25 protein-coding genes are annotated in these 24,168 nt (G+C 37.0%); 16 read left to right on the top strand and 9 right to left on the bottom strand.

Annotated elements, in window-relative coordinates; genetic code table 11:
* Positions 1–11 precede the first annotated feature (11 nt).
* From J4Q03_RS13650 to J4Q03_RS13615, 8 genes are all read left to right on the top strand, one after another.
* Positions 12–2,492 carry a YfbK domain-containing protein gene (locus J4Q03_RS13650; protein WP_426048689.1) on the top strand — a complete coding sequence of 827 codons (2,481 nt, stop codon included), beginning with the start codon at positions 12–14 and terminating at the stop codon, positions 2,490–2,492.
* Between the two features lie 118 nt (positions 2,493–2,610).
* Positions 2,611–4,533 carry a vWA domain-containing protein gene (locus J4Q03_RS13645; protein ID WP_426048688.1) on the top strand — a complete coding sequence of 641 codons (1,923 nt, stop codon included), beginning with the start codon at positions 2,611–2,613 and terminating at the stop codon, positions 4,531–4,533.
* A gap of 118 nt (positions 4,534–4,651) precedes the next feature.
* Positions 4,652–5,155 carry a GbsR/MarR family transcriptional regulator gene (locus J4Q03_RS13640; RefSeq protein WP_426048687.1) on the top strand — a complete coding sequence of 168 codons (504 nt, stop codon included), beginning with the start codon at positions 4,652–4,654 and terminating at the stop codon, positions 5,153–5,155.
* A 68-nt stretch (positions 5,156–5,223) separates the two neighbouring features.
* Positions 5,224–5,562, top strand: a complete 339-nt coding sequence (locus J4Q03_RS13635) for a hypothetical protein (RefSeq protein ID WP_426048686.1) — start codon at positions 5,224–5,226, stop codon at positions 5,560–5,562.
* A gap of 12 nt (positions 5,563–5,574) precedes the next feature.
* Complete coding sequence (locus tag J4Q03_RS13630) at positions 5,575–5,976, top strand: hypothetical protein (protein ID WP_426048685.1); 402 nt, start codon at positions 5,575–5,577, stop codon at positions 5,974–5,976.
* A 191-nt stretch (positions 5,977–6,167) separates the two neighbouring features.
* Entirely contained in the window at positions 6,168–6,623 is a 456-nt protein-coding gene (locus tag J4Q03_RS13625) for an SRPBCC family protein (RefSeq protein ID WP_426048684.1), read from the top strand.
* A 43-nt stretch (positions 6,624–6,666) separates the two neighbouring features.
* Complete coding sequence (locus tag J4Q03_RS13620) at positions 6,667–7,371, top strand: YqjF family protein (RefSeq protein WP_426048683.1); 705 nt, start codon at positions 6,667–6,669, stop codon at positions 7,369–7,371.
* Between the two features lie 163 nt (positions 7,372–7,534).
* Positions 7,535–7,795: a hypothetical protein gene (locus J4Q03_RS13615; RefSeq protein ID WP_426048682.1), complete on the top strand. Its 261-nt coding sequence runs from the start codon at positions 7,535–7,537 to the stop codon at positions 7,793–7,795.
* 116 nt (positions 7,796–7,911) lie between these two features.
* On the opposite strand, the gene J4Q03_RS13610 is transcribed toward J4Q03_RS13615, so the two are convergent.
* Positions 7,912–8,796 (bottom strand): hypothetical protein, encoded by an 885-nt coding sequence (locus J4Q03_RS13610; RefSeq protein ID WP_426048681.1) that lies wholly within the window; start codon positions 8,794–8,796, stop codon positions 7,912–7,914.
* A 276-nt stretch (positions 8,797–9,072) separates the two neighbouring features.
* On the opposite strand from J4Q03_RS13610, the gene lpdA reads away from it, so the two are divergent.
* The 4 genes from lpdA to J4Q03_RS13590 all read left to right on the top strand — a co-directional run bounded on the left by lpdA (position 9,073) and on the right by J4Q03_RS13590 (position 13,771).
* Complete coding sequence (lpdA, locus tag J4Q03_RS13605) at positions 9,073–10,461, top strand: dihydrolipoyl dehydrogenase (RefSeq protein ID WP_426048680.1); 1,389 nt, start codon at positions 9,073–9,075, stop codon at positions 10,459–10,461.
* A 30-nt stretch (positions 10,462–10,491) separates the two neighbouring features.
* Positions 10,492–11,106, top strand: coding sequence for a PH domain-containing protein (locus J4Q03_RS13600; RefSeq protein ID WP_426048679.1), 615 nt, complete (start codon positions 10,492–10,494; stop codon positions 11,104–11,106).
* Between the two features lie 63 nt (positions 11,107–11,169).
* Complete coding sequence (locus tag J4Q03_RS13595; protein WP_426048678.1) at positions 11,170–11,754, top strand: hypothetical protein; 585 nt, start codon at positions 11,170–11,172, stop codon at positions 11,752–11,754.
* 76 nt (positions 11,755–11,830) lie between these two features.
* Entirely contained in the window at positions 11,831–13,771 is a 1,941-nt protein-coding gene (locus tag J4Q03_RS13590) for a prolyl oligopeptidase family serine peptidase (protein ID WP_426048677.1), read from the top strand.
* Positions 13,772–13,915: 144 nt separating this feature from the next.
* On the opposite strand, the gene J4Q03_RS13585 is transcribed toward J4Q03_RS13590, so the two are convergent.
* Positions 13,916–14,773: a nuclear transport factor 2 family protein gene (locus tag J4Q03_RS13585; protein WP_426048676.1), complete on the bottom strand. Its 858-nt coding sequence runs from the start codon at positions 14,771–14,773 to the stop codon at positions 13,916–13,918.
* A 59-nt stretch (positions 14,774–14,832) separates the two neighbouring features.
* Entirely contained in the window at positions 14,833–15,411 is a 579-nt protein-coding gene (locus J4Q03_RS13580; RefSeq protein ID WP_426048675.1) for a TetR/AcrR family transcriptional regulator, read from the bottom strand.
* Positions 15,412–15,575: 164 nt separating this feature from the next.
* On the opposite strand from J4Q03_RS13580, the gene J4Q03_RS13575 reads away from it, so the two are divergent.
* Entirely contained in the window at positions 15,576–16,376 is an 801-nt protein-coding gene (locus tag J4Q03_RS13575; protein ID WP_426048674.1) for a patatin-like phospholipase family protein, read from the top strand.
* A 132-nt stretch (positions 16,377–16,508) separates the two neighbouring features.
* On the opposite strand, the gene J4Q03_RS13570 is transcribed toward J4Q03_RS13575, so the two are convergent.
* The 5 genes from J4Q03_RS13570 to J4Q03_RS13550 form a co-directional block, all read right to left on the bottom strand.
* Positions 16,509–16,952 carry a hypothetical protein gene (locus J4Q03_RS13570; RefSeq protein WP_426048673.1) on the bottom strand — a complete coding sequence of 148 codons (444 nt, stop codon included), beginning with the start codon at positions 16,950–16,952 and terminating at the stop codon, positions 16,509–16,511.
* 58 nt (positions 16,953–17,010) lie between these two features.
* Positions 17,011–18,051 carry a hypothetical protein gene (locus J4Q03_RS13565; protein WP_426048672.1) on the bottom strand — a complete coding sequence of 347 codons (1,041 nt, stop codon included), beginning with the start codon at positions 18,049–18,051 and terminating at the stop codon, positions 17,011–17,013.
* Positions 18,052–18,057: 6 nt separating this feature from the next.
* The gene (locus J4Q03_RS13560; protein ID WP_426048671.1) at positions 18,058–18,759 is read right to left on the bottom strand and encodes an ABC transporter ATP-binding protein; all 702 of its coding nucleotides are present in this window, start codon (positions 18,757–18,759) and stop codon (positions 18,058–18,060) included.
* An 82-nt stretch (positions 18,760–18,841) separates the two neighbouring features.
* Positions 18,842–19,411, bottom strand: a complete 570-nt coding sequence (locus tag J4Q03_RS13555) for a hypothetical protein (RefSeq protein ID WP_426048670.1) — start codon at positions 19,409–19,411, stop codon at positions 18,842–18,844.
* Positions 19,412–19,611: 200 nt separating this feature from the next.
* The gene (locus J4Q03_RS13550) at positions 19,612–20,082 is read right to left on the bottom strand and encodes a nuclear transport factor 2 family protein (protein ID WP_426048669.1); all 471 of its coding nucleotides are present in this window, start codon (positions 20,080–20,082) and stop codon (positions 19,612–19,614) included.
* Between the two features lie 227 nt (positions 20,083–20,309).
* On the opposite strand from J4Q03_RS13550, the gene J4Q03_RS13545 reads away from it, so the two are divergent.
* On the top strand, positions 20,310–20,822 hold the full coding sequence (locus J4Q03_RS13545) for a GNAT family N-acetyltransferase (protein ID WP_426048668.1): 513 nt from the start codon (positions 20,310–20,312) through the stop codon (positions 20,820–20,822).
* A gap of 102 nt (positions 20,823–20,924) precedes the next feature.
* Here the strand turns inward: J4Q03_RS13545 and J4Q03_RS13540 are convergent, their stop codons facing one another.
* Positions 20,925–22,025 (bottom strand): alkene reductase, encoded by a 1,101-nt coding sequence (locus tag J4Q03_RS13540; protein ID WP_426048667.1) that lies wholly within the window; start codon positions 22,023–22,025, stop codon positions 20,925–20,927.
* Between the two features lie 80 nt (positions 22,026–22,105).
* Here J4Q03_RS13540 and J4Q03_RS13535 point away from each other — a divergent pair, with 80 nt between their 5' ends.
* Together J4Q03_RS13535 and J4Q03_RS13530 are read left to right on the top strand one after the other, a co-directional pair.
* Positions 22,106–22,963 (top strand): AraC family transcriptional regulator, encoded by an 858-nt coding sequence (locus tag J4Q03_RS13535; protein WP_426048666.1) that lies wholly within the window; start codon positions 22,106–22,108, stop codon positions 22,961–22,963.
* Between the two features lie 208 nt (positions 22,964–23,171).
* Positions 23,172–24,050: an alpha/beta fold hydrolase gene (locus tag J4Q03_RS13530; RefSeq protein ID WP_426048665.1), complete on the top strand. Its 879-nt coding sequence runs from the start codon at positions 23,172–23,174 to the stop codon at positions 24,048–24,050.
* The last annotated feature ends 118 nt before the right edge of the window (positions 24,051–24,168 follow it).

Genomic DNA, 24,168 nt, shown 5'->3' with positions numbered 1-24,168 from the left:
ACTTTAGAAAAATGGAAAATAATCACGACATAGATAAAAGATTCAATGATGCTTCTAGGCTTTCAGAAGAACCGGCTGTTTTTCAGGGTTTTGATAAAGTGTGGGCGAAGGTTGAAGAAAAATTAGATCAAAAAGAAGAGAAAAAGAGAATATTGCCGGTTTGGCTTCCTTATGGAGCAGCAGCCAGCCTGATTCTTGGTTTGGGAGCATTTTATTTTATGACTAAAAACGGAACTGTTGAAAATTCAGCCCCTTTAATTGTAGAAAACAGTACTGAAATACATCCTGAAAAAAAGGCCATTTATACAGTAGACAGCACAGTTAAATCGAATATTGAAAAGGAAATTGAAATTTCAAAATCATTACAGAATCCCCTTTCTTTAGCAAAAAATGAAGCTATTAAAGAGCCGGACAACAAGAGTAAAGCTTTAGCCGTTAATAAGAATGACGAGAGGTATGCTTCAGAGAAAAATGCTTACTCAACAGATGAATATAACATCAAAAAGAAGGGAGCTGGTGATGTTCCTGCTGCAAGAGGCGGGAAATGGAAAGATACTTTACAGACGCAGAATATTGAAGAAGTTCTTTTAGCAGGGTTTAAGCCTAAAAAAGCACAGAATTATACCTCCAGCGCCGTTAGCAGCGTGCAGTCTAATTATATTGCTTCAACTACTGTTCCTCAGGCACTTCAGGGAAAAGTAGCGGGTGTTCAGGTTCAGGCTTATGGAACTAGGCGGAGAAAAAATGATAAAATTGCAGATAAAATCAATACAATTAATAATGGCTATTCAGATAATAATCAAATAATGATAAGAGGTGCTGCAAGTCTGAAAAGTACAAACGAACCTTTATTTGTAGTGAATGGTGAAATAGTACAGCGTGATTATTTCAATGCATTAAATCCTAAAAAGATTGAAAGTGTGGAAGTTGTAAAAGGAGCTGGTGCATCAGCATTATTTGGAAGCAGGGGAGCGAACGGAGTTATTGTAGTAAAAACTAAAAGACTTTCCAGGAAAGAGAAAAGAAGGATAGAGGAAATACAGAAAACAATCAGCCAGTACAAACAGAATGTTGTTTCCGATAATGAAGGTTATGATGCATTTGAAGAAAATCCTTTTGAATTGACCAAAAGCCAGCCTTTATCAACATTTTCTATTGACGTAGATAATGCTGCCTATTCCAATATCAGAAGAATGATCAATAATGGACAAACCGTAGATAAAAACGCGGTAAGAATTGAAGAAATGATTAATTATTTTAAATACAGCTATCCTCAGCCGAAAAATAACGATCCGTTTTCTATTAATACCGAATACAGCAGTGCACCCTGGAATCCCGCCCATAAGCTTTTAAAAATAGGTCTCCAGGGAAAAAATATTGCGATGGATAAAGTGCCGGCATCTAACCTTGTATTGCTGATTGATGTTTCAGGATCTATGAATGAACCGAATAAACTTCCCCTTTTGAAGTCTTCTTTCAAAGTGCTATTGGAACAGCTCAGACCTGAAGATAAGGTGGGAATTGTAGTCTATGCGGGAAGTGCGGGCATGGTTCTGCCTCCAACTTCTGCCAAAGAGAAAGAAAAAATAATTCTTGCACTGGATAATCTTCAGGCAGGAGGAAGTACGGCAGGCGGAGCAGGAATTGAGCTGGCCTATAAGCTGGCACAGGAAAATTTTATTAAAAATGGCAACAACCGGGTAATTATAGCTACAGATGGAGATTTTAATGTAGGTGCTTCTTCCACTTCAGACATCAAAACCTTGATTGAAGAGAAAAGAAAATCCGGAGTTTTTCTGACGTGTCTGGGCTTTGGAATGGGTAACTATAAAGATAATACGCTTGAAACACTCGCCGATAAAGGAAACGGGAATTATGCCTACATTGACAATCTTCAGGAAGCTAATAAATTCCTGGGAAAAGAATTTGCAGGAAATATCTACGCGATTGCTAAAGATGTTAAGATCCAGATTGAATTTAACCCTAAATATGTGAGCTCTTACCGCCTCATTGGCTATGAAAACAGAAAACTGAGAAATGAAGATTTTACCAATGATAAGATCGATGCCGGAGAACTGGGAAGCGGACATACGGTAACAGCTTTATATGAAGTGATTCCTGCCGGCATACAGTCTGAATTTCTGCCTGAAGAGAATACACTGAAATACAACAAAACTTCTCCTTCTGAAAATCTTAGCGATGAGTTGGCAACTATTAAATTCCGTTGCAAGAAACCAGACGGGGATACCAGCACAGAAATAGTGCAGCCTGTGAAGAATACTGATCATTCAATACTATCTGCAAGCCCTGATTTTAAATTTGCATCATCGGTTGCATGGTTTGGGTTGGTCCTGAGAGATTCAAAATTAATAAGCAAAAAAGATCTTAACAGTATTGAAACACTTGCAAGAGAAGGTAAAAACAAAGATGAAGAAGGATACAGATCCGAATTTATAAGACTTATTGAGAGTTATAAAGTAATGACAAAATAGTTTTTAAAGATTATGTTGAATACTTTTTGTGGTTATGATAATTTGATTTTAACAAAATTTTAAAGGTATTTAACAGAAATTAAATATATTTTGATAATTTCACAGCTACTAAAAAAATATGATGAAAAAAATTAGTGCTGCAATAGTAATTCTGGTATTAGGAAGCTGTACCACAAATAAAGTATCTACAGCTGAAAATAATTCTAAGCCTTTAAGCATAAGGAAAGATAAAGATCAGGACGGTGTTCCCAATAAATTAGACCAATGTCCTGAAATTGCAGGTCCTGTGGAAAATAATGGCTGCCCGTGGCCCGAAACAGATGGTGACGGAGTCTTAGATAAAGAGGATGCCTGTCCTACCATTGCAGGGCCAGCGGAAAACAATGGCTGTCCCTGGCCGGATACTGATGGTGATGGTATATTGGATAAAGATGATGCCTGCCCCACGGTTCCGGGAATGCCTGAATATAATGGTTGTCCTAAGGCTAAGAGACAAACTGCTGTGGAAGTTTCATCGGAAAGTATTATCATGGAAAGCTCGTACCGAAGGAAATCTTTTGATACGAATGAGAAAGCTTATAATAAAATAAGTTCTGCTGGTAAAAAAGACACGAAAAAGCAAATAGATTATGATGAAGAGTATGCGTCCTTAGTTGAAAACCCTTTTGAATTGACAGGAAGTCAGCCGGTATCCACTTTTTCTATTGATGTTGATAATGCATCATATTCTAATATCAGAAGAATGATTAACAGTGGAGATAATGTAGATAAAAATGCAGTAAGGGTTGAAGAAATGATGAATTATTTCAGATATGATTATCCTCAACCTGAAAGTAAAAGGCCATTTTCGATCAATACAGAATACAGCGATTCACCTTGGAATCCTGATCATAAATTGTTAAAGATAGGTCTTCAGGGAAAAAATATCCCGATGGATAATCTTCCTAATTCCAATCTGGTATTTCTTATTGATGTTTCCGGTTCTATGGATGAAGCCAATAAATTACCATTATTGAAATCTTCTTTAAAAATACTTCTGAATCAATTGAGACCTCAGGATAAAGTGGGAATTGTAGTATATGCTGGAAGTGCAGGAATGGTTTTAGCTCCTACTTCGGCTAAGGAAAAGGATAAAATAGCAGCAGCTTTGGATAATCTTAGTGCCGGAGGAAGCACCGCTGGTGGAGCAGGAATAGAACTTGCTTATCAATTGGCCCAGGAGAATTTTATAAAAGGTGGGAATAACAGAGTTATTTTAGCTACAGATGGTGATTTTAATGTTGGAGTATCTTCTTCCACAGGTCTTGAAACTTTAATTGAAGAAAAAAGAAAGTCAGGGGTCTTTCTTACCTGTTTGGGTTACGGAATGGGAAATTATAAGGATAATAGACTGGAAACTCTTGCGGATAAAGGAAACGGTAATTATGCTTATATTGATAACATGCAGGAAGCTAATAAATTTCTGGGACGGGAATTTGCTGGAAGTATGTACACGATTGCGAAAGATGTTAAAATCCAGATTGAGTTTAATCCTGAATACGTAAAATCTTATAGACTAATTGGCTATGAAAACAGAAAACTGAGAAATGAAGATTTTAAGAACGATAAGATTGATGCCGGGGAATTGGGAAGCGGACATACGGTAACTGCTTTATATGAGATAATTCCTAAAAATGTTACATCAGTATTTGTTCCTAAAGCAAGCAAATTAAAATATACGAAAACCTCAAATTCTCAAAACTTCGGAGATGAATTGGCAACAGTTAAGTTCCGCTATAAAAAGCCGGATGAAGATAAAAGTGTTGAGATCATTCAGGTTGTAAAAAATTCTGGTGAACCTATCACATCTGCAAGCCCTGATTTTAAATTTGCATCATCTGTTGCATGGTTTGGATTAGTGCTGAGAGATTCAAAATTAATAAGCAAAAAAGATCTTAATGCTATTGAAACACTTGCAAGAGAAGGTAAAAACAAAGATGAAGAAGGGTACAGGTCTGAATTTATAAGACTGGTAGAAACCTATAAATCTATCAAAAAATAGCTTTAAAACAGACATTGCTTTAAAATGTCTGTTTTATTTTAAATTTAATTTTCAATAATTATTGAAAATTCAAAAAATATAATTACATTTGTTATAGAAATTGAAAATGGAGAAACAAATGAAACTTTCAGAAGCAAAAGAAAAGTACATTCAGACTTGGGGCACCTTTGCGACAAACTGGGGAATCAACCGTACAATGGCACAGGTTCACGCACTGCTTCTGGCTACTGGAAAACCACTTTCTACCGATGAGGTGATGGAGCAGCTGGAGATTTCAAGAGGGAATGCCAATATGAATCTCCGGGCTTTGATAGACTGGGGAATTGTAAGAAAGGAATTTATAAAAGGGGACCGTAAAGAATATTTCGTAGCAGAAAAAGACATTTGGTACCTGTTCAAACAGATTACAAAAGAAAGAAGAAAAAGGGAAATAGAGCCTGTAATATCCTTCCTTGAAGAGCTGAAAAATATAGAAGACAACGATTCCCAGGAAGCAAAAGAATTTATAAAGCTGATGGATGATTTCAGTTCTGTAACCGGAAAGATCAACAATATTATGGATCTGGCGATAAAAAGTGATGATCACTGGCTGGTAGGAAAAATTACCAACCTGTTAAAATAGAAGAGGATATTATCCTTTTTTATTTGAATTTAATTTTCAAAAATTACTGAAAATATAATATTTATAAAATGTTTAATATAATCTCATATATCATTTTTCTTGCGGTGAGTTTTTACATTACCATAGATGTGGGAAGGAGATGTTTTCAGGCAGGAAAGGCTTATCTGGAATATCTTATTCATGATAGCGAGATGTGCCTTACGATCAACAGGATACTTCTTGGATGCTATTACCTCCTGAATCTCGGATATATTGCTGTCAATCTTGCATTTTGGGACCGGGTCGGTTCTATTGAAGAAGTCATAGCAGTTACTGCCGTCCGTATCGGATATATTGCTCTGATTCTTTGTATCCTTCATTATATGAACATTTTTACACTTTACTTTTTAAGAAACAAACTAACCTAAAATAATACAGCTATGACCACAACAGTTTTAAACGAGACGTACAATTTTTCTGCGTACATGATCTATCTGCCAATTGTGATTACTCTTACCGTACTGGTATCACAGTTTCTGTTTAAAAACTCAAAAACATTCATGATCGATATTTTTCACCAGAAGGAAGACATCGCGATGGCAACAAATTCACTCTTTAAAATAGGATTTTATCTCCTGAACATCGGATTTGCCTTGTGCATCATTGAGTTTTTTCAGATTGAATCTGTAGAAAGACTGGTTGTTGCTTTAAGTAAAAAAATCGGAGGCTTTTCTATCTATCTCGGACTGATGATGCTTCTTAATCTCCTTCTGTTTCTGAAAGGACGTAAACATGCTATTAATAAAGAAAAACTCATCGAAAATGAAAACACTCATCTTTAAAATCTGGATGTATATCACCTTCAGATCCTCCCATAAAAGAACACGCGGAGATTTTCTAACCTTTTAAAATAAATGATCATGAAAACATTTGTATAGTTCATTAGCTTTTTAAAGAATATAGCGGGACAGTGAACATAAAACTGAAATATGTATCCCGAAATATGAGTCTGGAAACTTTTAAAAACAAAATAATGGCTACAATTTATTTAGAAACCCTCATCAAAGCAGATATTCATACAGTTTTTGATTTGGCGAGAGATATTGACCTTCATCAAAAGTCAACACGAAGAACCAATGAAAAAGCAATAGCAGGAAGGATCTCAGGACTCATTGAAGAAGGGGAAACCGTTACCTGGAAAGCAAAACATTTAGGAGTTAATCGAACTTTGACCACAAAAATCATAAGCATGGAAAAACCATCTCAGTTTCCCGATATCATGCTTAAAGGAGCATTCAAAACCATGAAACATCAGCACATATTTAAGAAAAGAAAGGACAACATATTAATGATCGATATCTTTGAATTTGAATCTCCACTTGGATTGGTCGGAAGATTTTTTAATCACATTTTCCTTAAAGATTACATGAAAAACTTCTTATGGGAACGGAATGAATTAATTAAGAAAACTGCAGAAACAGTTAATTAAACTAAATAACCACATCCCAAACCAAACCCAAAATCAACAAAAAATGAACTTTCTAAAAGCAGAATGGCGAAAGCTGGCCATCATCAATTACGAAATAGATCCTGTAATTTTGAAGAAATACCTTCCTGAAGGTACGGAACTCGACTTCTATCAGGGAAAATGTTATGTAAGCTTGGTTGGATTTATGTTTTTAAATACCAGATTACTGGGTCTCTCAATTCCTTTTTACCGGAATTTCGAAGAAGTAAACCTGAGATTTTACGTTAAAAAGAAGGAGAAAAATGCTTGGAAAAGAGGGGTGGTTTTTGTCAAAGAGATTGTTCCCAAATACGCGTTAAGCTTTGTAGCCAATACATTTTATCAGGAGAATTATAAAACAATGCCGATGAAGAATGACATTCAGGTGAATGATGACGAAATGACGGTTGAATACTCCTGGAAAGACAAAAGCTGGCATTCTCTCCGGATCACGGCCGACAGTAAGCCAATGCTGATGGAAGATGATTCAGAATTTGGATTTATTACAGAACATTATTTCGGCTTTACCCAAAGAAAAAATAAAACCTCAGAATATGAAGTCTGCCACCCAAAATGGAATCATTATCAGATTAAAGACTATAAGCTGGAAATAGAGTTCGGTACCCTGTATGGAAAAGAGTTTGAGTTCCTGAACCAGCAGGTGCCTGTTTCGGTAATGCTTGCAGAAGGCTCTGAAATTGAAGTGCATACAAAGAAATATAGTAGGTGACTTTTGGACAATGGTGCAAAGTTTAAAGATTGTTTTTTCCGGTTGCCGCAGAGTCTCACTAGAAAATGATAAAAATTATGGTATGATATATGTAATATTTACTTAAACCTAATGAATTTAATTGATAACTAATCATTTAAAATCATTCTAAAAAGTAAATGTCATGAGAAAATTTTTTATATCAACAGTATTATTACTAGGCTTGTCAATGACTGTTAATGCCCAGAAACGACCTCCGGCTCCTCCGCATCCGTCCAAAAGTGAGCTAATCAGCAGTAAATCGCGTGAGCTGGACAAAAAATACAATACAGAAAAGAAACTGATTATGAATCATCCGCTTTCGACAAAAAAGATGAAAAGAGATCAGATGAAAGCTTTAAATGAAAGATACCGGACCGAGAAAAGATTACTTAGAAAAATGTAATATTACCGTTTTACTGGGATCAACCTGAAATATTAAAAAGCCGCTTCACAAACTGTGAAACGGCTTTTTTATTTTATCATTATTCCCGGTCTTTTCCGAGTTTACCTTAATTTATCTTAGTATAATTTTCTGGCCAGCAGTAAGTTAAGAAGGAAAGTTCCGGTCCAGTTACTGTTGTTTGATCCGTTACTTCCTATAAAGTCAATACGGGAAACAGAAACGGTAAGCCTCGTTTTTCCGCTGACATTTGCAAGACTTACAAAAGATGTTGTAAAAATATCCGGAAAGCTGGAATTGTTTCCTGCCGTTAAGATAGGATACATATTGGTCACATTGAAAGGCGTCCCCTGGTATTCATATACAATCATCATTCTGCTTGCATTAGAATAAGTGGATGTATGGGCATAAGTGGTAGACGTTTTACTGATAACCCACCATGCATCTGCGCCTGTTCCTGTATCATAGGATGTTGTTGTATGGTTGGACCAGTCTGCTACAGTACCCGTTCCGTTGCCATGAGGAGGAATAGAAAGCTGTACCCCGTAAATTTCTACATTGCTCGGTTTAGGAAGAACAGTAAAGGACAAATCCCAGGTTCCTCCGGTGGTATTGCTGTTGTTCACAACTTCAGCATAAGCGCCTGTAGGAATCACAAAAGAAGCAACCGGAGTATTGTCGATTCTCAGAGTATTACCGCTGGATGCCTGAAGTGTAATGCCGGATGCAGAGATATTCTTTATTTTATAAATTCTTCCCGTATAACTTGTTGCACCGGTTCCGATGACCGGAAGTGTAAAAGTAGCATTGGCTGCTCCGTTATACGTCAGGTAGTGATCCGTAGCTGTAATAGTATAGGTGGTTGTGGTAATCTGCTTATAGTCGGCTCCCAGAGATCCTGCAACAGCTAAAGTACTGTTAGGCGTGGAGGTCTTAATACCAACCTGTGCGTTAAAGGCCAAACTCCATAAAAGAAAGAACGAAATAATATTCTTTGTTTTCATTATATGTTTATTTTCATGCAAAAGTATAAAAAATATTATAAATTATTAATTTACAGATGATTGTTTTCAATTTTTATACTTAAATTACTTGGTGAAGGTTTAAATTGTACCATCTGAACTTTAAATAATATTAATGATTTACTTAAAAACGGGATTCAGAAATATCAAATTGAACGGTAACCGGTAAAATGAAGTTAGCTTTCAGTGAAATATGAAATGACAGAACATATAACATCCAATATTTTTCCTTAAATTCGCATAAAAATTTTTAAAATAATGAACTACGATATCATTGTCATCGGAAGCGGTCCTGGCGGTTATGTTACAGCGATCAGAGCAGCACAATTGGGTTTCAAAACTGCAATTATCGAGAAAGAAAACTTAGGAGGTATCTGCCTGAACTGGGGATGTATTCCTACGAAAGCTTTACTGAAGTCTGCTCAGGTTTTTCATTATATCAACCATGCTGAAGACTATGGTCTGAATAAAGTGGAAGCCAGCTTTGAATTTCCAAACGTGATCCAGAGAAGCCGTGGCGTAGCCAGCAAAATGAGCAAAGGAATTGAATTCCTTATGAAGAAGAACAAGATCGACGTGATTCTTGGTACAGCTAAAGTTCAGAAAGGTAAAAAAGTTTCTGTTACAGATAAAGACGGTAAAGTGACTGAATATGCAGCAGAGAACATCATTATCGCAACAGGAGCACGTTCAAGAGAACTTCCGAACCTTCCTCAGGATGGTAAAAAAGTAATCGGATACAGACAGGCATTATCTCTTCCTGAGCAGCCAAAATCTATGATCGTTGTAGGTTCTGGGGCTATAGGGGTTGAATTTGCCGATTTCTATAATACAATGGGTACTAAAGTAACGGTTGTAGAATTTATGCCAAATATCGTTCCTGTAGAAGATGAGGAAATTTCCAAGCACTTGGAAAAATCTCTTAAAAAGACAGGAATCGAGATCATGACCAATGCCTCAGTTGAAAGCGTTGACACAAGCGGAGAAGGCGTTAAAGCGACGGTAAAAACAGCTAACGGAAACATTACCCTTGAAGCCGATATCTTACTTTCTGCTGTAGGTATTGCTGCCAATATCGAAAACATCGGATTGGAAGAAGTAGGAATCCAGACTGATAAAGGAAGAGTTTTAGTAAACGAATGGTACGAAACTTCCGTTCCCGGTTACTATGCAATTGGTGATATCATCCCTACACAGGCATTGGCACACGTTGCTTCTGCTGAAGGAATCACTTGTGTCGAGAAAATCAAAGGAATGCATGTTGAAAAAATCGACTATGGCAATATTCCGGGATGTACCTACTGTCACCCTGAAGTAGCATCCGTAGGTCTTACAGAAAAACAGGCTAAAGAAAAAGGATACGAGATCAAAGTAGGTAAATTCCCTCTTTCTGCAAGTGGTAAAGCAACTGCCAACGGAAATACAGATGGCTTTATCAAAGTTATTTTTGATGCCAAATACGGTGAATGGTTAGGATGCCACATGATTGGAGAAGGAGTTACAGATATGGTGGCAGAAGCAGTAGTTGCCAGAAAACTGGAAACAACAGGGCATGAGATCATTAAATCTATCCACCCGCACCCAACGGTTTCTGAAGCAATTATGGAAGCAGCAGCAGCAGCTTACGGTGAAGTAATCCACATCTAAAAGCAATTTAACTGATAACTCTATTCAAAGATGTTTAAAAAACTTGCCGCAGAAGCATTAGGCCTTGGCGATATCGGAAAGATCATTCCTTCTCAGGACTATGACAAAGTAGACTCTGATGACTATATTTTGTCCGAAGATAATGAGAAAATTTTCTTCCTGATCAAATCCAAAAGAGACGAATACTGCTTTACCAACAGAGCATTAATCCATATTGACGGGGCGAGTGCTCTGGACAAAAAAAGGATTTTAAGAAGATATGAATATTACCAGTTTCCTTTTTCAAATATTGCACTGCAGACTGCAGGGACAATAGATCTTGACGTGGAAATTTCATTTCATATCGGAAATGTTCCCCTGATGATCAGTGTGAGTAAAGGCCAGATCGATCAGTTAAAAGACCTTTACAAAGCTCTTTTGGCGATCCAGCAGGAAGTGCACCACAACCAGTCACTTTTAGGGTTTTCTGTAGACAGTCTTCAGAAAGCGATTACCACAGTGGCTGCAGGAAAGCAGGAGAATGTATCGAAAAGCCAGGAACTGCAGAACGTCAATGAATATGTTTTCAACTGGTCAAAAAGCAGTTTTGAAAAATACAACCAGAAAGACTTTTCAGCGATTTTTGAAAAGTATATTAATAACTAAAATATTAATAACTATATTTAAAGCTCAGATTTGTTCTGGGCTTTTTTTATGATAGCTGCAATTATGAAAAAGATAAACTTATTACTCCTTTTCCTTTGTTTTAATTTTTTATTTTCTCAGAAAGAAACATATTTTCCTGCAAAGTATGTCCTGAAAAACTCTAAAGATACCGTAAAAACAAAAATTCTGAATATTGGTTTGTATGATAATGATGAGTTTTCTCCTGCAACCTATATCCGGCAGATCACAGTTTTGGATCCTTCAGGTAAAAAGCTGAAGGTGAATGAAAATGATATTAAATACCTGGAAATAAAGGATTTTAAGAATGTTAAAAGAAAATTCGTACATTCAAAATCCGTTCTTTCTAAAGATTCCGGGCTGCTTCAGGTGATGTACAGCGGTAATAAGACGCAATGGTACAGAAAGAGCTTTTATAACGGCCCTATTTACACTTACGAAACAAAGAATACGGATTATCTGATCATGCGGAATAATAAAAATATTAATGAAATATATTTTAGAGCACCGGGGGCGAGGGCACAACTGAAAGAAATATTCGGGGCGTACCCTGATCTTGTCCTACTAATAGATGCGATGGTTGAGGATAAAGATTTAATAAAGATCCTTGAACGATACGATAAAAAATGATAATAGAAACTTCTGAAAATAAATGAAACCATAGACAATGTCTGTGGTTTTTTGTAAATTCAGGCAAAAATTTAGCATGAAAAACAGATATATTATTCTTTCTTTTCTGTTCGCCGGGCTCCTGTCTGCGCAGACGAAAAATGACTTTGTAAGCCCTAATGAGAATCTTATTGCCGAAAATATCCTGCCTGTTCCCAAAACCCTGAATCAGGCTCTTAAAAAATATTCCGAAAGCAGAAATGCAAGTATTGCAGACATCCATCCCAATGGAAAAGAGATCATTGCTGTAACCCGTTTTGCATCTACCAACCAGCTTCATAAGATTTCTGTCCCGATGGGAGCGAGAAAACAGATTACTTTCTTTGATGAGCCTGTCGGTACAGCATCTTACGAGCCTGTAAAAGGAGATTATCTGATCTACACGAAAGATACAGGGGGAAATGAATTCGGACAGCTTTTCAGGCTGGATCTGAAAACCCTGGAATCCAAGCTTCTTACAGACGGCGGAAGATCGCAGAATGGCGGAGTAACCTGGAAAAAAGACGGCTCAGGATTTTATTTTTCATCTACCAAAAGAAACGGCGGCGACAGGGATATTTATTATATGAACCCGTTAAAACCGGAAGATACACAGCTGGTGCTGGAAGTAAAAGGCGGAGGCTGGGGAATCTCTGATCTTTCAGAAGACGGCAAAAAGCTGCTGATCGCAGAATATGTTTCTGCTAATGATTCTTACCTGTATATGTATGATCTGCAAACCAAAAAACTGGAACCCATTACGGACAGAAAGGAAAAAGGAGTGGTGCAGAGCGGGGCTTCTTTCAGTAAAAATCCTGAAGAAATCTTCTATGTCACAGACAGGGATAATGAATTCAGCAGACTGGCCGTTTTAAATTTGAAAACAAAGAAAACCGAATATCTGACCTCTTCCATTCCATGGAACATAGAAAATTATGATCTGTCTGAAGATCACGCTAAACTTGCCTTTGTAACCAACGAAAGCGGAGTCAATAAGCTGTATATCCTTGATACGACAACCAAAAAATATGCACCTGTAAATCAGATTCCGGCCGGTTTGATTGGCGGCGTGAAGTTTTCCAACGATGGAAGATCCCTTTATTTTTCGAGATCTGCGGCCAATTCCGGATCGGATGTTTATAAAATGGATTTGGCCACCCAAAACATAGAAAGATGGACAGAAAGTGAGCAGGGCGAAATGCAGCCGGCCGATATGTCTGTTCACAAGCTCATCGAATGGAAGAGCTTTGACCAAATGAAGATATCAGGATTCTATTATCCTGCAGCTTCTAAATTTACCGGAAAAAGACCGGTGATTATTAATATTCATGGCGGTCCGGAAGGGCAGTCTATGGCTTCCTCTATAGGATCTTCCAACTATTTTACGAATGAAATGGGAGTTGCCATGATTTATCCTAATGTAAGAGGTTCATCCGGATTTGGGAAAACATTTATTGCTGCTGATAACTGGGATTTAAGAATGAATTCTGTCAAAGATATCGGAGCCCTTCTGGATTGGATCGCAAAACAGCCTGAACTGGATAAAGACAGGATTATGATCATGGGAGGAAGTTACGGCGGATTTATGACCTTAGCTACAGCTTATGAGTATGCAGATAAGATCAGATGTTCCGTGGATATTGTGGGCATTTCAGACTTTAATACTTTCCTTAAAAACACGGAAGAATACAGAAGAGATCTGAGAAGGGTAGAGTATGGCGACGAAAGAATTCCCAAAATGGCTGAATTCTTCATGAAAATTGCACCTCTGAATAATATTGACAAGATCAAAAAGCCAATGTTTATCATTCAGGGTACCAATGATCCCAGAGTTCCTGTCACTGAAGCTGTTCAGATGAGAGATAAGCTGAAAGCCCAGGGGAAAACAGTATGGTATCTGGAAGCTAAGAATGAAGGCCACGGATTCAGAAAGAAAGAAAATGTAGATTTTCAGCGTCTTGCGGTGATCCGTTTTATGCAGGAATATCTGCTTAAATAAGATCCATATTCTGGATGTATCAAAATAAAACCACAAAAGCCGGAAAATTTATATGCTTAAAGTATTTGAAAATTCTGTGACTTTTGTGGTTTAAAATATTCTATAATGACCATAGGAGTGTTGTACAGGGGAAGAGAATGCATTTTATTTCATTTCTTCATTCAGTGTATAGCTGTCTTCTAAAAAATGATATTTGACAATTTTTCCGTTAATAACTTTAAAAATAACAACAAATTCGGTACTGAATACTTTGTCATATTTCAGTATCTTGGATGTTAAATGTCCAGCTACGGCTGCGTTTTCTCCATCTACAGAAATAAAATCAATAACAAAGCTTTCTGATTTTATGTGATCATATAATTCATGAAAAAATTGCTCTATTTCCTGTTTAGTCTCTCTTTTTCCTGTCCATGGAAATTTTTCCTTGTTACCAGGTAAATCCCAATCTACAACATCAGCAAAAAGATCCACGATATTTCCTTCTTTTCTTCCGAACTGTAAATCATAGAATTCTTCAACCACATCTTTGGTTTGAGACACTGAATGCTCTTTAACGTATTGGGATTCATTCCTGAAAATAATAAGTCTTTCAGTATCCTCCGATGCAAAATCCGGATCTACATAAATATGTACTCTTTTGATCAGTTCATCATCAAATTCAAAGACATTACAAAATTTGCCAAAAGAGGTAGTATAGTCCGGCCACTCTTTACCAGACCTTGTCATTCCTTTTTCATTACCTTCCACCACTATGATAGAGTCTGAAAAAATATATCTGAAATTGTGCATATCATGAGTGAGCTTCTCCAAATGCTTTCCTATGACCCTTCCAAAATTTTTAATTCCTTGTTTTCCTTTTTCAAACCCGAATTTTGGATAATACATTTCTACATCTTCAGTATAAAGATCAAAGTATTCATCATCAAATAATCCTGAATCTATCTTTTTGAAATAGGTTTCAATTTTGTTTTTTCTGATCTCATTTAAAGTCATTGTTCCCATTTTATTTTGCGTGTTAATATTTTATTTTAAACCAATCGTTCCAGTATTTGAAAAAAAAATTATTTCCTGATTTGCTCCATTAAAAAATCAACCATTTCCGTTACTTCTTTTTTATTTTGCGTTAAGATATAATGGCTCCAAAAACTACTGAAAGAAGAAAGGATATAGTGGGCAATAACAGACGAAGAACTTTCACTTTTGATATCTCCTTCCGAACGAGCCTGTGATATGGATCGTTCTAAAATAGCCTGCAGCACAGCAGCATTCTTTAAAATGAACTGCTTAACCTCGGGATCTGAAGGAGCCACCTCAAAAATAGTTTTTACAATAAGACAGGCCTTATTATCTGCCAGCGTCTGATTTACAACATCTCGGATGATATATTCTAGAGATTCAATTCCCTTATCTTTTGCCAGTGAGGCTTTTACATATTGATTTTCTTTGAAGGTTGCATAATTTGAAAGGCATTTTAAAAATAAATCATGCTTATTGCCGTAGGTATCATAAATACTGCTCCTGTTCAGCTTCATAACAGCAACAATATCATGCATAGATGTGGTATGGTATCCTTTTTCCCAGAAAAGGTTACGTACTACTTCCAATTTGTCTGTATAGTCAAATTCTTTATTTCTTGGCATAAGACAAAGATACAATTTAAACTGATCGTTCCAAATTAAATTTGTTTACTTTCAAAAAAAGACGATCTGGAATAGTTTGCTATGTATTATATTAAAGTAAGGTTTTAATATAATATTAATAAAATTAACTACAATTTCTCGTCCTCTTTTCTTAATTTTATACTATGAATTTTGAGAGAACAGGGTTGGTTTTGTCAGGAGGCGGTACCAAAGGCATCGCCCATGCAGGAGTTTTAAAATTCTTGAATGAAAAAAACATAGACATTGACGTGCTGTCATGCTGCAGCGCAGGGTCTATTGTAGGATGTTTGTATGCCGTAGGAAAAACGCCGGATGAAATCCTGGAATTTTTCAATTCGGTTTATTTCTTCAACTGGAAACATTTCACTTTCAACCAGCCGGGATTGGTGTCTTCCGTGATTTTCAGAAATTATCTTAAGCCTATTTTTCATGATATGAAGTTGGGAGATCTGAAAAAGGAAGTGAAAATTGTAGCTACAGAGCTGGTTTCGGGAACCCAGAAAATCTTTGACAAAAATTTCGAAGTGGTAGATGCCATTATTGCATCATGCTCTATTCCCGGAGTTACAACACCGTATATCATTGGTGAGGAAATGTACTGCGATGGCGGAGTGCTGAACAATTTTCCTGCAGATATCATCAGGGAAGAATGTGATAAACTCATCGGTGTTTTCGTGTCACCGCCGCATGATATTGATATTAAAGATCTGAAATCCATCAAAGCCATCGTTTCCCGTTCCTACGACCTTCTTTCCTATAGAGTCGAAAAAGGAAAATTCGAGTACTGTGACTGGTTTATTTCTTCCCAAAAACTTTCCTCCTACGGAGCTTTTGAACGCAAAAAAGACCGTTTGGAAGAAATTTTTAATATAGGATATAAAGCTGCTGAGGAAAGCTATGAAGCAAGCAGTTTCCATACACAGCTGAGACAGTTTGGTTCGTAATAAGCCTGTCTGTACAATAAATTGAAATTATATAAAAATCCCACAGATTACACCATTCCAAGTTTTAATGTCTGGAAATGACGTAATCTGCAGGTTAGTAATGTTTTTACTTTGTAGATTGATTAAGTAATACTATTGCTTCACCACAAATCCGTCCTGACGTACAATTTCCTGAACATTCTCATCATTCACAGTCAGTGTGTAAGGTGCTTTGGAAGCTGAATCGGTAAGATAGTTTCTCCATACCTGATAAGTATGCCCCTTATTGGAAAAATTAAAATAATAATTTCCTCCGGAACCGTCAGGAATCAGTTCACCGTCGCTGATGATCATATTGGGCTTTGAAGTGAGCCTGGCATTGGCAGACCACGACTGGTAAAGATATTTTCCGTTTGGCTGTTTATCGATCCTGATTTTAAATTTTTTCGTTTTGATGATCACTGTTTTCGGAACTTGCTGGGAAGGAAGTATCTCGCTGGAAACAGAAATACAATGGGATGCTGCCGGAGTCTCAATTGCATATGCTAAGGAAAACTGAGTTATACAAAAGGCTCCTAATAAGATTCTTTTAATCATTGTACTATAGGTTATTGGTTAGATTAATAGACCCATCAAATATGAAGCCATTGGGTGTTTACCGTAAGATCGTTTCTGTGATCCATGTATTCAGCTCCATTGTGTTTTTAAGCGTTGTCAGAAACCATATATTGGTCTTGTGTCTTTCAGAATATTGAGGCGAATAGACATTTAAACCCTTTTTGAAACTAAAGAAGCTCAGGTGAATGTTTTCCCTTAAAAAGCCGAGCCGCCTGTCCAGCCACTTTCTATCATCTGTAGAACCGGATTCGTAATGCCTGATCAAAACTTCAATAATAGAGGTGTCAATTCTTTCCGATTGTTTCAGCATTTTATCCAGAGCATTGGTCAGTAGTTCATCATTGATAAAATTAATGTTGGGCAGATTTTCTTCATTGTTCTGAAAAAGATGTTCAAACTCAATATCCTGAAGGAGATCGTGTGCTCCATGCATGATCTCTGATGCAGAACTGTAACCGTTATTATCCTTTACAATAAAAACTGCGGGGATATCCATTTTCAGACGGGTATACGCTTCAATTTTATGGTGTCCGTCCAAAACAAAGGCACAGCTCATCATGGGATCCAGATGGTGAAGACTGTAAAATACAATGGGTTTGGGGCAGCCTCCTTTTCTGATAAGATCCATATAATATTCTATTCTTTTGGGATCGATGCTTTTACTTTCCAGCGTATACAGATAATTAAAATCCTGGAAAGGGTAGAACCAGCCGGAAAACCTCTTCCGGTCAGGAACATTTTTATCAGCAGGTAAAGGGCTTGTCATGTAAAAGTTGGAATTGCCGAACGGAATTGTACCCAGATTAACCTGGTAACTGCCATTTTCAAAAAGGTTAAGGAAATCCTCAATCCCAGCCATGATTTCGGCTTCTGTTCCATCCGTAAGAGAACGGTTAAGGCTGTCAGCCAATGTTATTTTCTCTTCATCAGAGAGTTCCGATACCGCATAATATTCACCCACACTTCCTCTGGAATCCGGCCAGTTAACGGCCACAGGACGCCTGATGATTAAGCAGCTGGCAAAACCATCGTACAGAACTTTGATAATGTTCTGTCCGTGAGTGATGAGAATTTCCATGAGTAATTAAGAAACAGCTGTATAGCTTGCAAAAGCTTCTTCCAGACTGTTGAATCTGCCTTTAAATTCATCGATAGGACAATCCTGAAGAATGTTTCCCTTATGAATCAGAATGACACGTGAGCACAGCGCTTCCACTTCCTGCATAATATGAGTAGACAGAAGTACTGTTTTCTGCTGCCCGATTTCTTTCACTACATTTCTTATCTCGATGATCTGGTTAGGATCCAGGCCGTTGGTCGGTTCATCCAGGATCAACAGGTCCGGCTGATGAATGATGGCCTGCGCAAGACCAACCCTCTGCTTGTACCCTTTAGACAGCTGGCCGATCTTTTTTGACTTTTCCGGAGTGATGCCTACCAGTTCGATCACCTCATCAACTCTGGCTGAAGAAATTTTATGAATATTAGCGACAAACTGAAGGTATTCTCTGACATACATTTCCAGATATAACGGATTGTTTTCGGGAAGAAAACCTATTTTTTTCTTACTTTCGATCTCGTTTTCGGAAATATTCATTCCGTTAAAGATAATTTCGCCCTGATCAATTTTCAATGCTCCGACAATAGATTTCATCAGGGTGGATTTTCCGGCTCCGTTAGGACCCAAAAGGCCGATGATCTCATTTTTATCAATAGAAATATTGATGTTGTCTAGTGCAGTCTGTTCCCCAAATTTCTTGGTTAAATTGATTATCTGAAGCGGCATAATAAATAATGTCTTTATACAAAAGTAAAAATAAAAAACTCATCCGGATGAATGAGTTCGGTAATATTGAAAAATAAAATGATTATTTCCTTGATTTCTTGTTTTTGCTGCCGCTGTTTGATGCTGGTGCAGCAGTGGATGCCTGATTTGAGGAAGACTTTGTACCATTGATCTGATGCATGGTAGCAGGCTTCTCATACATAGCGGATTTTCCGTTCGTTCTCCCAAATACTTTATCTACCTGCTTTTTTGTTAAAAACTGTGATTTTCCAACATACTTACGGTTTTTATTGATGTATTGGATAAACTGTACGGTAGGCTGGCCATAATTTTTTTCGTAATGAAGTTCAATAATATCATTAGGAAGTTCCAGGATAATGTTTTCGTCCGGGGAAGATATGAAACCATCCATGAGCAGTTTATACAGACCGGATACATCGCTGTTCAGGTTCTGGAAGGAAAAAGATCTTATAGTATTCAGATTACTTGTATTAAGATCCTGGTAGTTGATGGTAAATTTATCCTCTTTTTTATATAAACCTACGGAATTATCTTTGCCAATTTCCACCAAGCTTTCATTTTTCAGCACTTTAATCTGTGAGAAAACTGAAATACCGAACATGCATGTAATGAGTAGAATTATTTTTCTCATGTGGAAGGGATTTTAATGTTTTATAAATTTGTGTCTTAAAATTACTAATAAAATGTTTCTAAACAATTTTTATTATTTCAAGCAAAAGTAAGATTTTTTTTTAATATCCGGGATGGAAGATCTGTTGATATTATGCATACCATTGCATGTGAGAAGGTTTGCAAATCATTTGTTGGGGAACGTTTATAATTTATTTGCATTTAGTGTCCATAGCTGACCACTCTTGAAATTTTCCATCCGTCGGGAGTCTTTTTCCACACGTGAACAAACTTAAATGTACCACAGTTAATCAGGGAGCCGTTTTCAAGGCGGCAGAATTGATGAATTCCGGTTTGTACAGCTCCATAATCCTTAATAGGATATACTTCCACAGACTCCGGAACCAAAACTCTCCGGGTATAGGAGTAATTTTTAGCTACTCTGCTGAAATTGTCAACAGTTTCCTGATAGTCTGCCAGGCCGCCAACGTCATGAAAGAACTCAAGGTCTTCAGTGAAGAAAGTCTTCAGTTTATCAATATTGCCGGAATTGGCAGCAGCAAAAAGAATACTGTCTTTTTTTATAATGGTATCATAGAGCTCTTTTGAAACGGGAATGTAAGCTTTCGATTGGGAAAAAGCAGCTGTAACCATCGAACAGCACAATACAATTGAAAATAATTTTTTTTTCATATTTAAGGTCAATCTGTTAAACAATTTTCAAAGAAGCCTGGTATATTTGTTCTTAAGTTTACTCAAAGATAATCAATCGGCCTCAAAGGTTATTAAAGGGAAGGTTTTATTTTCAAAGACCACATATTTAGAAACTTAAATATGGGTCTGCAGAAGTACTAAAGGCTGCATTATTACAACGAAGTATTAATTTGTACCTTTACTTTCTCAGTAATTAGAATTTTAATATGCGTATTTTACATCAGGATCAGAACTTTATGATCCGTGAATTTTTACCGGAGGAACGAAACCTGTTTTGTGATCTTTTTGGAGATGAAGACGTTACAGAATACCTTCCATACCGTTCTCCTGAGCAGTATACGGAAATGTTTGAAATAGCTTTGGAAGATTATCTTAAAGGTCCGTTCGGCCGTTTTGGAATATTCAATTCTGAAAATAATGATTTTGTCGGCATGTGTCTTGCCAGAAATTTTGCAGATGTCCCCGGTCAGATTGAAATAGGATATACTTTGAGTAAAAAATACTGGGGGAAAGGTATAGCCACGGAAGTGAGCCGTGCTCTCGTAAAATATTGCTTTTTAAAGACTGAGGCAAATGAGGTTGTAGCCGTAACCGACCTGAATAATACAGGCTCACAGAAAGTATTGGAGAAGGCCGGTTTTAACCGGATTGATAATCTGAAAAGAACAGACGGTGAATTAGCTTATTATATCGTTAAACGCAGTGAGATCCACGGTTAGTTTAAAAGATAAAATCCCGTGAAAATCACAGGATTTTAAAGATATTCTCTGCTTCCAATGACATGAACCCAGAGATGCTATGGAGCGATTGACAATTTATTTTTAGTAATTGATACACTTGTTGTAAGAGAAATCCGGATAATCAATATACCCTTTGTTTCCGCCATGATAAAACGTTTCCTCATCCCAATCTGCCAATGGAAGGTCACTTTTTATACGTTCCACAAGGTCAGGATTAGAAATATAAAGCTTGCCGAAAGCAACCAGATCAACAAGACCGGTTTGCAGAATCTCTTCGGCTGTTTTTACTGTAAACCCACCTGCGATCACGATGAGATTTTTAAAGCGTTGTCTGGCATTCTGTAGAAAGCTTACCCGAATTGAAGGTTTGCCATCATTTATTGCATTAGAAAAGTGAATGTACAGAATATCCAGTTTCTGCAGCTCATCAAGGATATATTCATGGGTTGCCAGTTCCTCAGGATAAGTTTTCAGATCATAAATTTCGCGGAAAGGAGAAAGTCTTATACCTACTTTATTCTTACCAACTGCTGCAATAGCTTCCTTCATAACTTCAAAGAGAAACCTCGTTCTGTTTTCAATACTTCCGCCGTATTCATCCGTTCGGGTATTGCTTAGAGGATTGATGAACTGATCGATCAGAAAGCCGTGGGCCGCATGGATTTCAACCCCGTCGAATCCAGCTTCCATTGCGTTGATGGCTGCCCCTTTAAAAGCTTGTACCCAAACCGGAATCTCATCCGTGTTGATAGCAACAGGTATCGTCATGCTTTGATAGCTGTTATCAGGAATACGGATCGTTTCATTCACGGAGATGGCAGATGGAGCTACCAATGGCTCATTATTTTGAATGGCAGGATGTCCTACACGGCCTGACTGTACCAGTTGTGCAAATATTTTTCCGTCTTTTGCATGTACTCCCTCCACTACTTTTTTCCAGGCATCTTTTTGTTCTTTATTATATATTCCCGGAGTATTCATATAGGCTCCACCATTTGAAGAAACGGCAATATTATCTGATATTAATAATCCTGCACCGGCTCTTTGCTGATAATAGGTGATCATGGATGGTGACGGTATGCCTTTAACAGCTCTTCTACGGTTCATAGGAGCCATGACAACTCTGCTGGAAAGAAAAATATTCCCATTGGTGAATGGCGTGGCTAACTTTTTCTGTGACATATTCTTTTTTTGACAAAATTAGCATGAGCCAAAAGACGAGAACAGGAATATCAAGCGGTTTTTTTTGTACATTTCGGGTAATGAAAGCTAAACATTTACATAAACCTTTAGACCTGTTTGTATCAGATATGGAGCACTGGAATGAACGGCCGCTGATCTATCAGTTCTTCGAAATTGTACAGATCATAGAAGGTGAAGGCACCAGAATTGTCAATGAAAACAAGTTTTCATACAGTAAAGGGAGTATTTTTTTATTCACCCCATTAGATTGCAGAGGTTTTGAAAGTAAGACCACTACACGCTATTGCTCCATCCGGTTTTCCGAAGTTTTTCTTGAACAGTACAAAACCAAAAACGAAAAAGAAAAAGTCATAAAATGGTTAAAACAATTGGAAGCTATTTTTACGCAGCACAACCGTTTTGAAGAGGTTTTAATTAAAGAGCAGAGAGATTGTGATATGATTACTTCATTAATTCAAAACATGATCATAGAATACAATAACAAGCCTTCCTATTTTGATGAAAACTTACAGCATTTGGTAATTCTTGTTTTAAATATCATTTCCCGTAACGTGAATCCTCAGCAGACCGTATCAGATTCAACCATGGATGAACCATTGATCAATAAAATACTGGTTTACCTGCATCAGCATATACACTGTCCTAAAAATTTAAGAATAAAGCATCTTGCAGAACAGTTTAATCTCTCTGCCAATTATATCGGTGAATATTTTAAAAATCTTACCGGAGATAGTTTACACTGTTATCTCACCCAGTATAAAATGAATATTGTAGAACAGCGGTTGATCTACAGTGAATATTCCATCGGGCAAATTGCAGATGACTTGGGATTCTCCGATGAGAGCCATTTAAGCAGACAGTTTAAGAAGCATAAAGGCATGACAGCTGCTGCTTTCCGGAAGCAGTTTAAAAATTAAATAAAAAATCCATTGCGGACGAATACCGGAATTTATGTAAACGATACTCAGAAGTATATTATAAAGCGATCTGCTAATTTTTAAGTTATAACTTAGCCAGATTAATCTTGATATTAACCGTATTGAGTTCTAAACTAAGATGGACAGAAACAACGCTATAAAATTGTTTGTTCAATATCCGTTATTTTCAACAAATAATAGAATTTTTATGGAAAACAGTCAATTTAAATCACAGGAAGCACATCAGAAATTTCTTAAATTTTATGATGAAGCTATGAAAGAACTGCCCGTACCGCAGGGTACATTTGATATAAATACTGCTTATGGAAATGTAAGAGTGTATCGGTTTGGAAATCGGGGAGGGATTCCTATTCTGCTTTTCCCCGGAAGGGCAGCTTCAACTCCGATGTGGGAACCTAATCTTACAGGTCTGCTTAAGACTCATGATGTTTATGCTATGGACCTTCTGGGAGAACCTGGCTTAAGTATTCAAACACATCCCATTAAAGATAATAAACAACAGGCAAGTTGGGTAGAAGAGGTAATAATGAAATTGAAGCTAACGAAAGTACACCTGCTGGGTGTTTCTTTCGGAGGATGGTCGGTAGTGAATTATGCTGTCAATTACCCCAAATGCATTGCATCAATCATTTTGTTGGACCCAGCTTTGGTTTTTGCTCCGTTTTCTTTAAAAATTATTCTTTTTTCATTGATCACCACTCTTCCCTTTATCCCTGAAAAATGGCGTGAAAAGTCAATGAGCTGGATTTCCGGAGGAGCAGAAATTGACTCACAAAATTCTACTTCCATCCTTATTTCGATTGGATTAAAAGAATTTACCATCAAAACACCACCACCTAAACAGTTTACCGCTGAAGAATTAAATTCTATTCATGTTCCAATACTGGTCATTTTTGCGGGGAAGAGCATCGTTCATAATTCTTCTAAGGCCTTAGCCTTCGCAAAAAGTCTTTCAAATCATGTTGAGGCTGAGGTCTGGCCAGCGGCATCACATGCAATAAACGGAGAGTTCCCGGATCAAATAAATGAAAGGATGAGTCAATTCCTTTCAGGTCTGGGTATGTAAGAAATAGCAGGGTGAATATGCTTAATTGTATCACTTTAAAAGGAATTAATTTCACAACTTATAGATAAGATGTGAAAAATATATAATTGGATTAATTTTATAAAAATTTCTTTTCCGT

Source organism: Chryseobacterium sp. NFX27 (assembly GCF_049887855.1).
Classification (GTDB): domain Bacteria; phylum Bacteroidota; class Bacteroidia; order Flavobacteriales; family Weeksellaceae; genus Chryseobacterium.
Note: the sequence above shows the minus strand (reverse complement) of the source record. Positions and strands in the feature narration are given on the sequence as shown.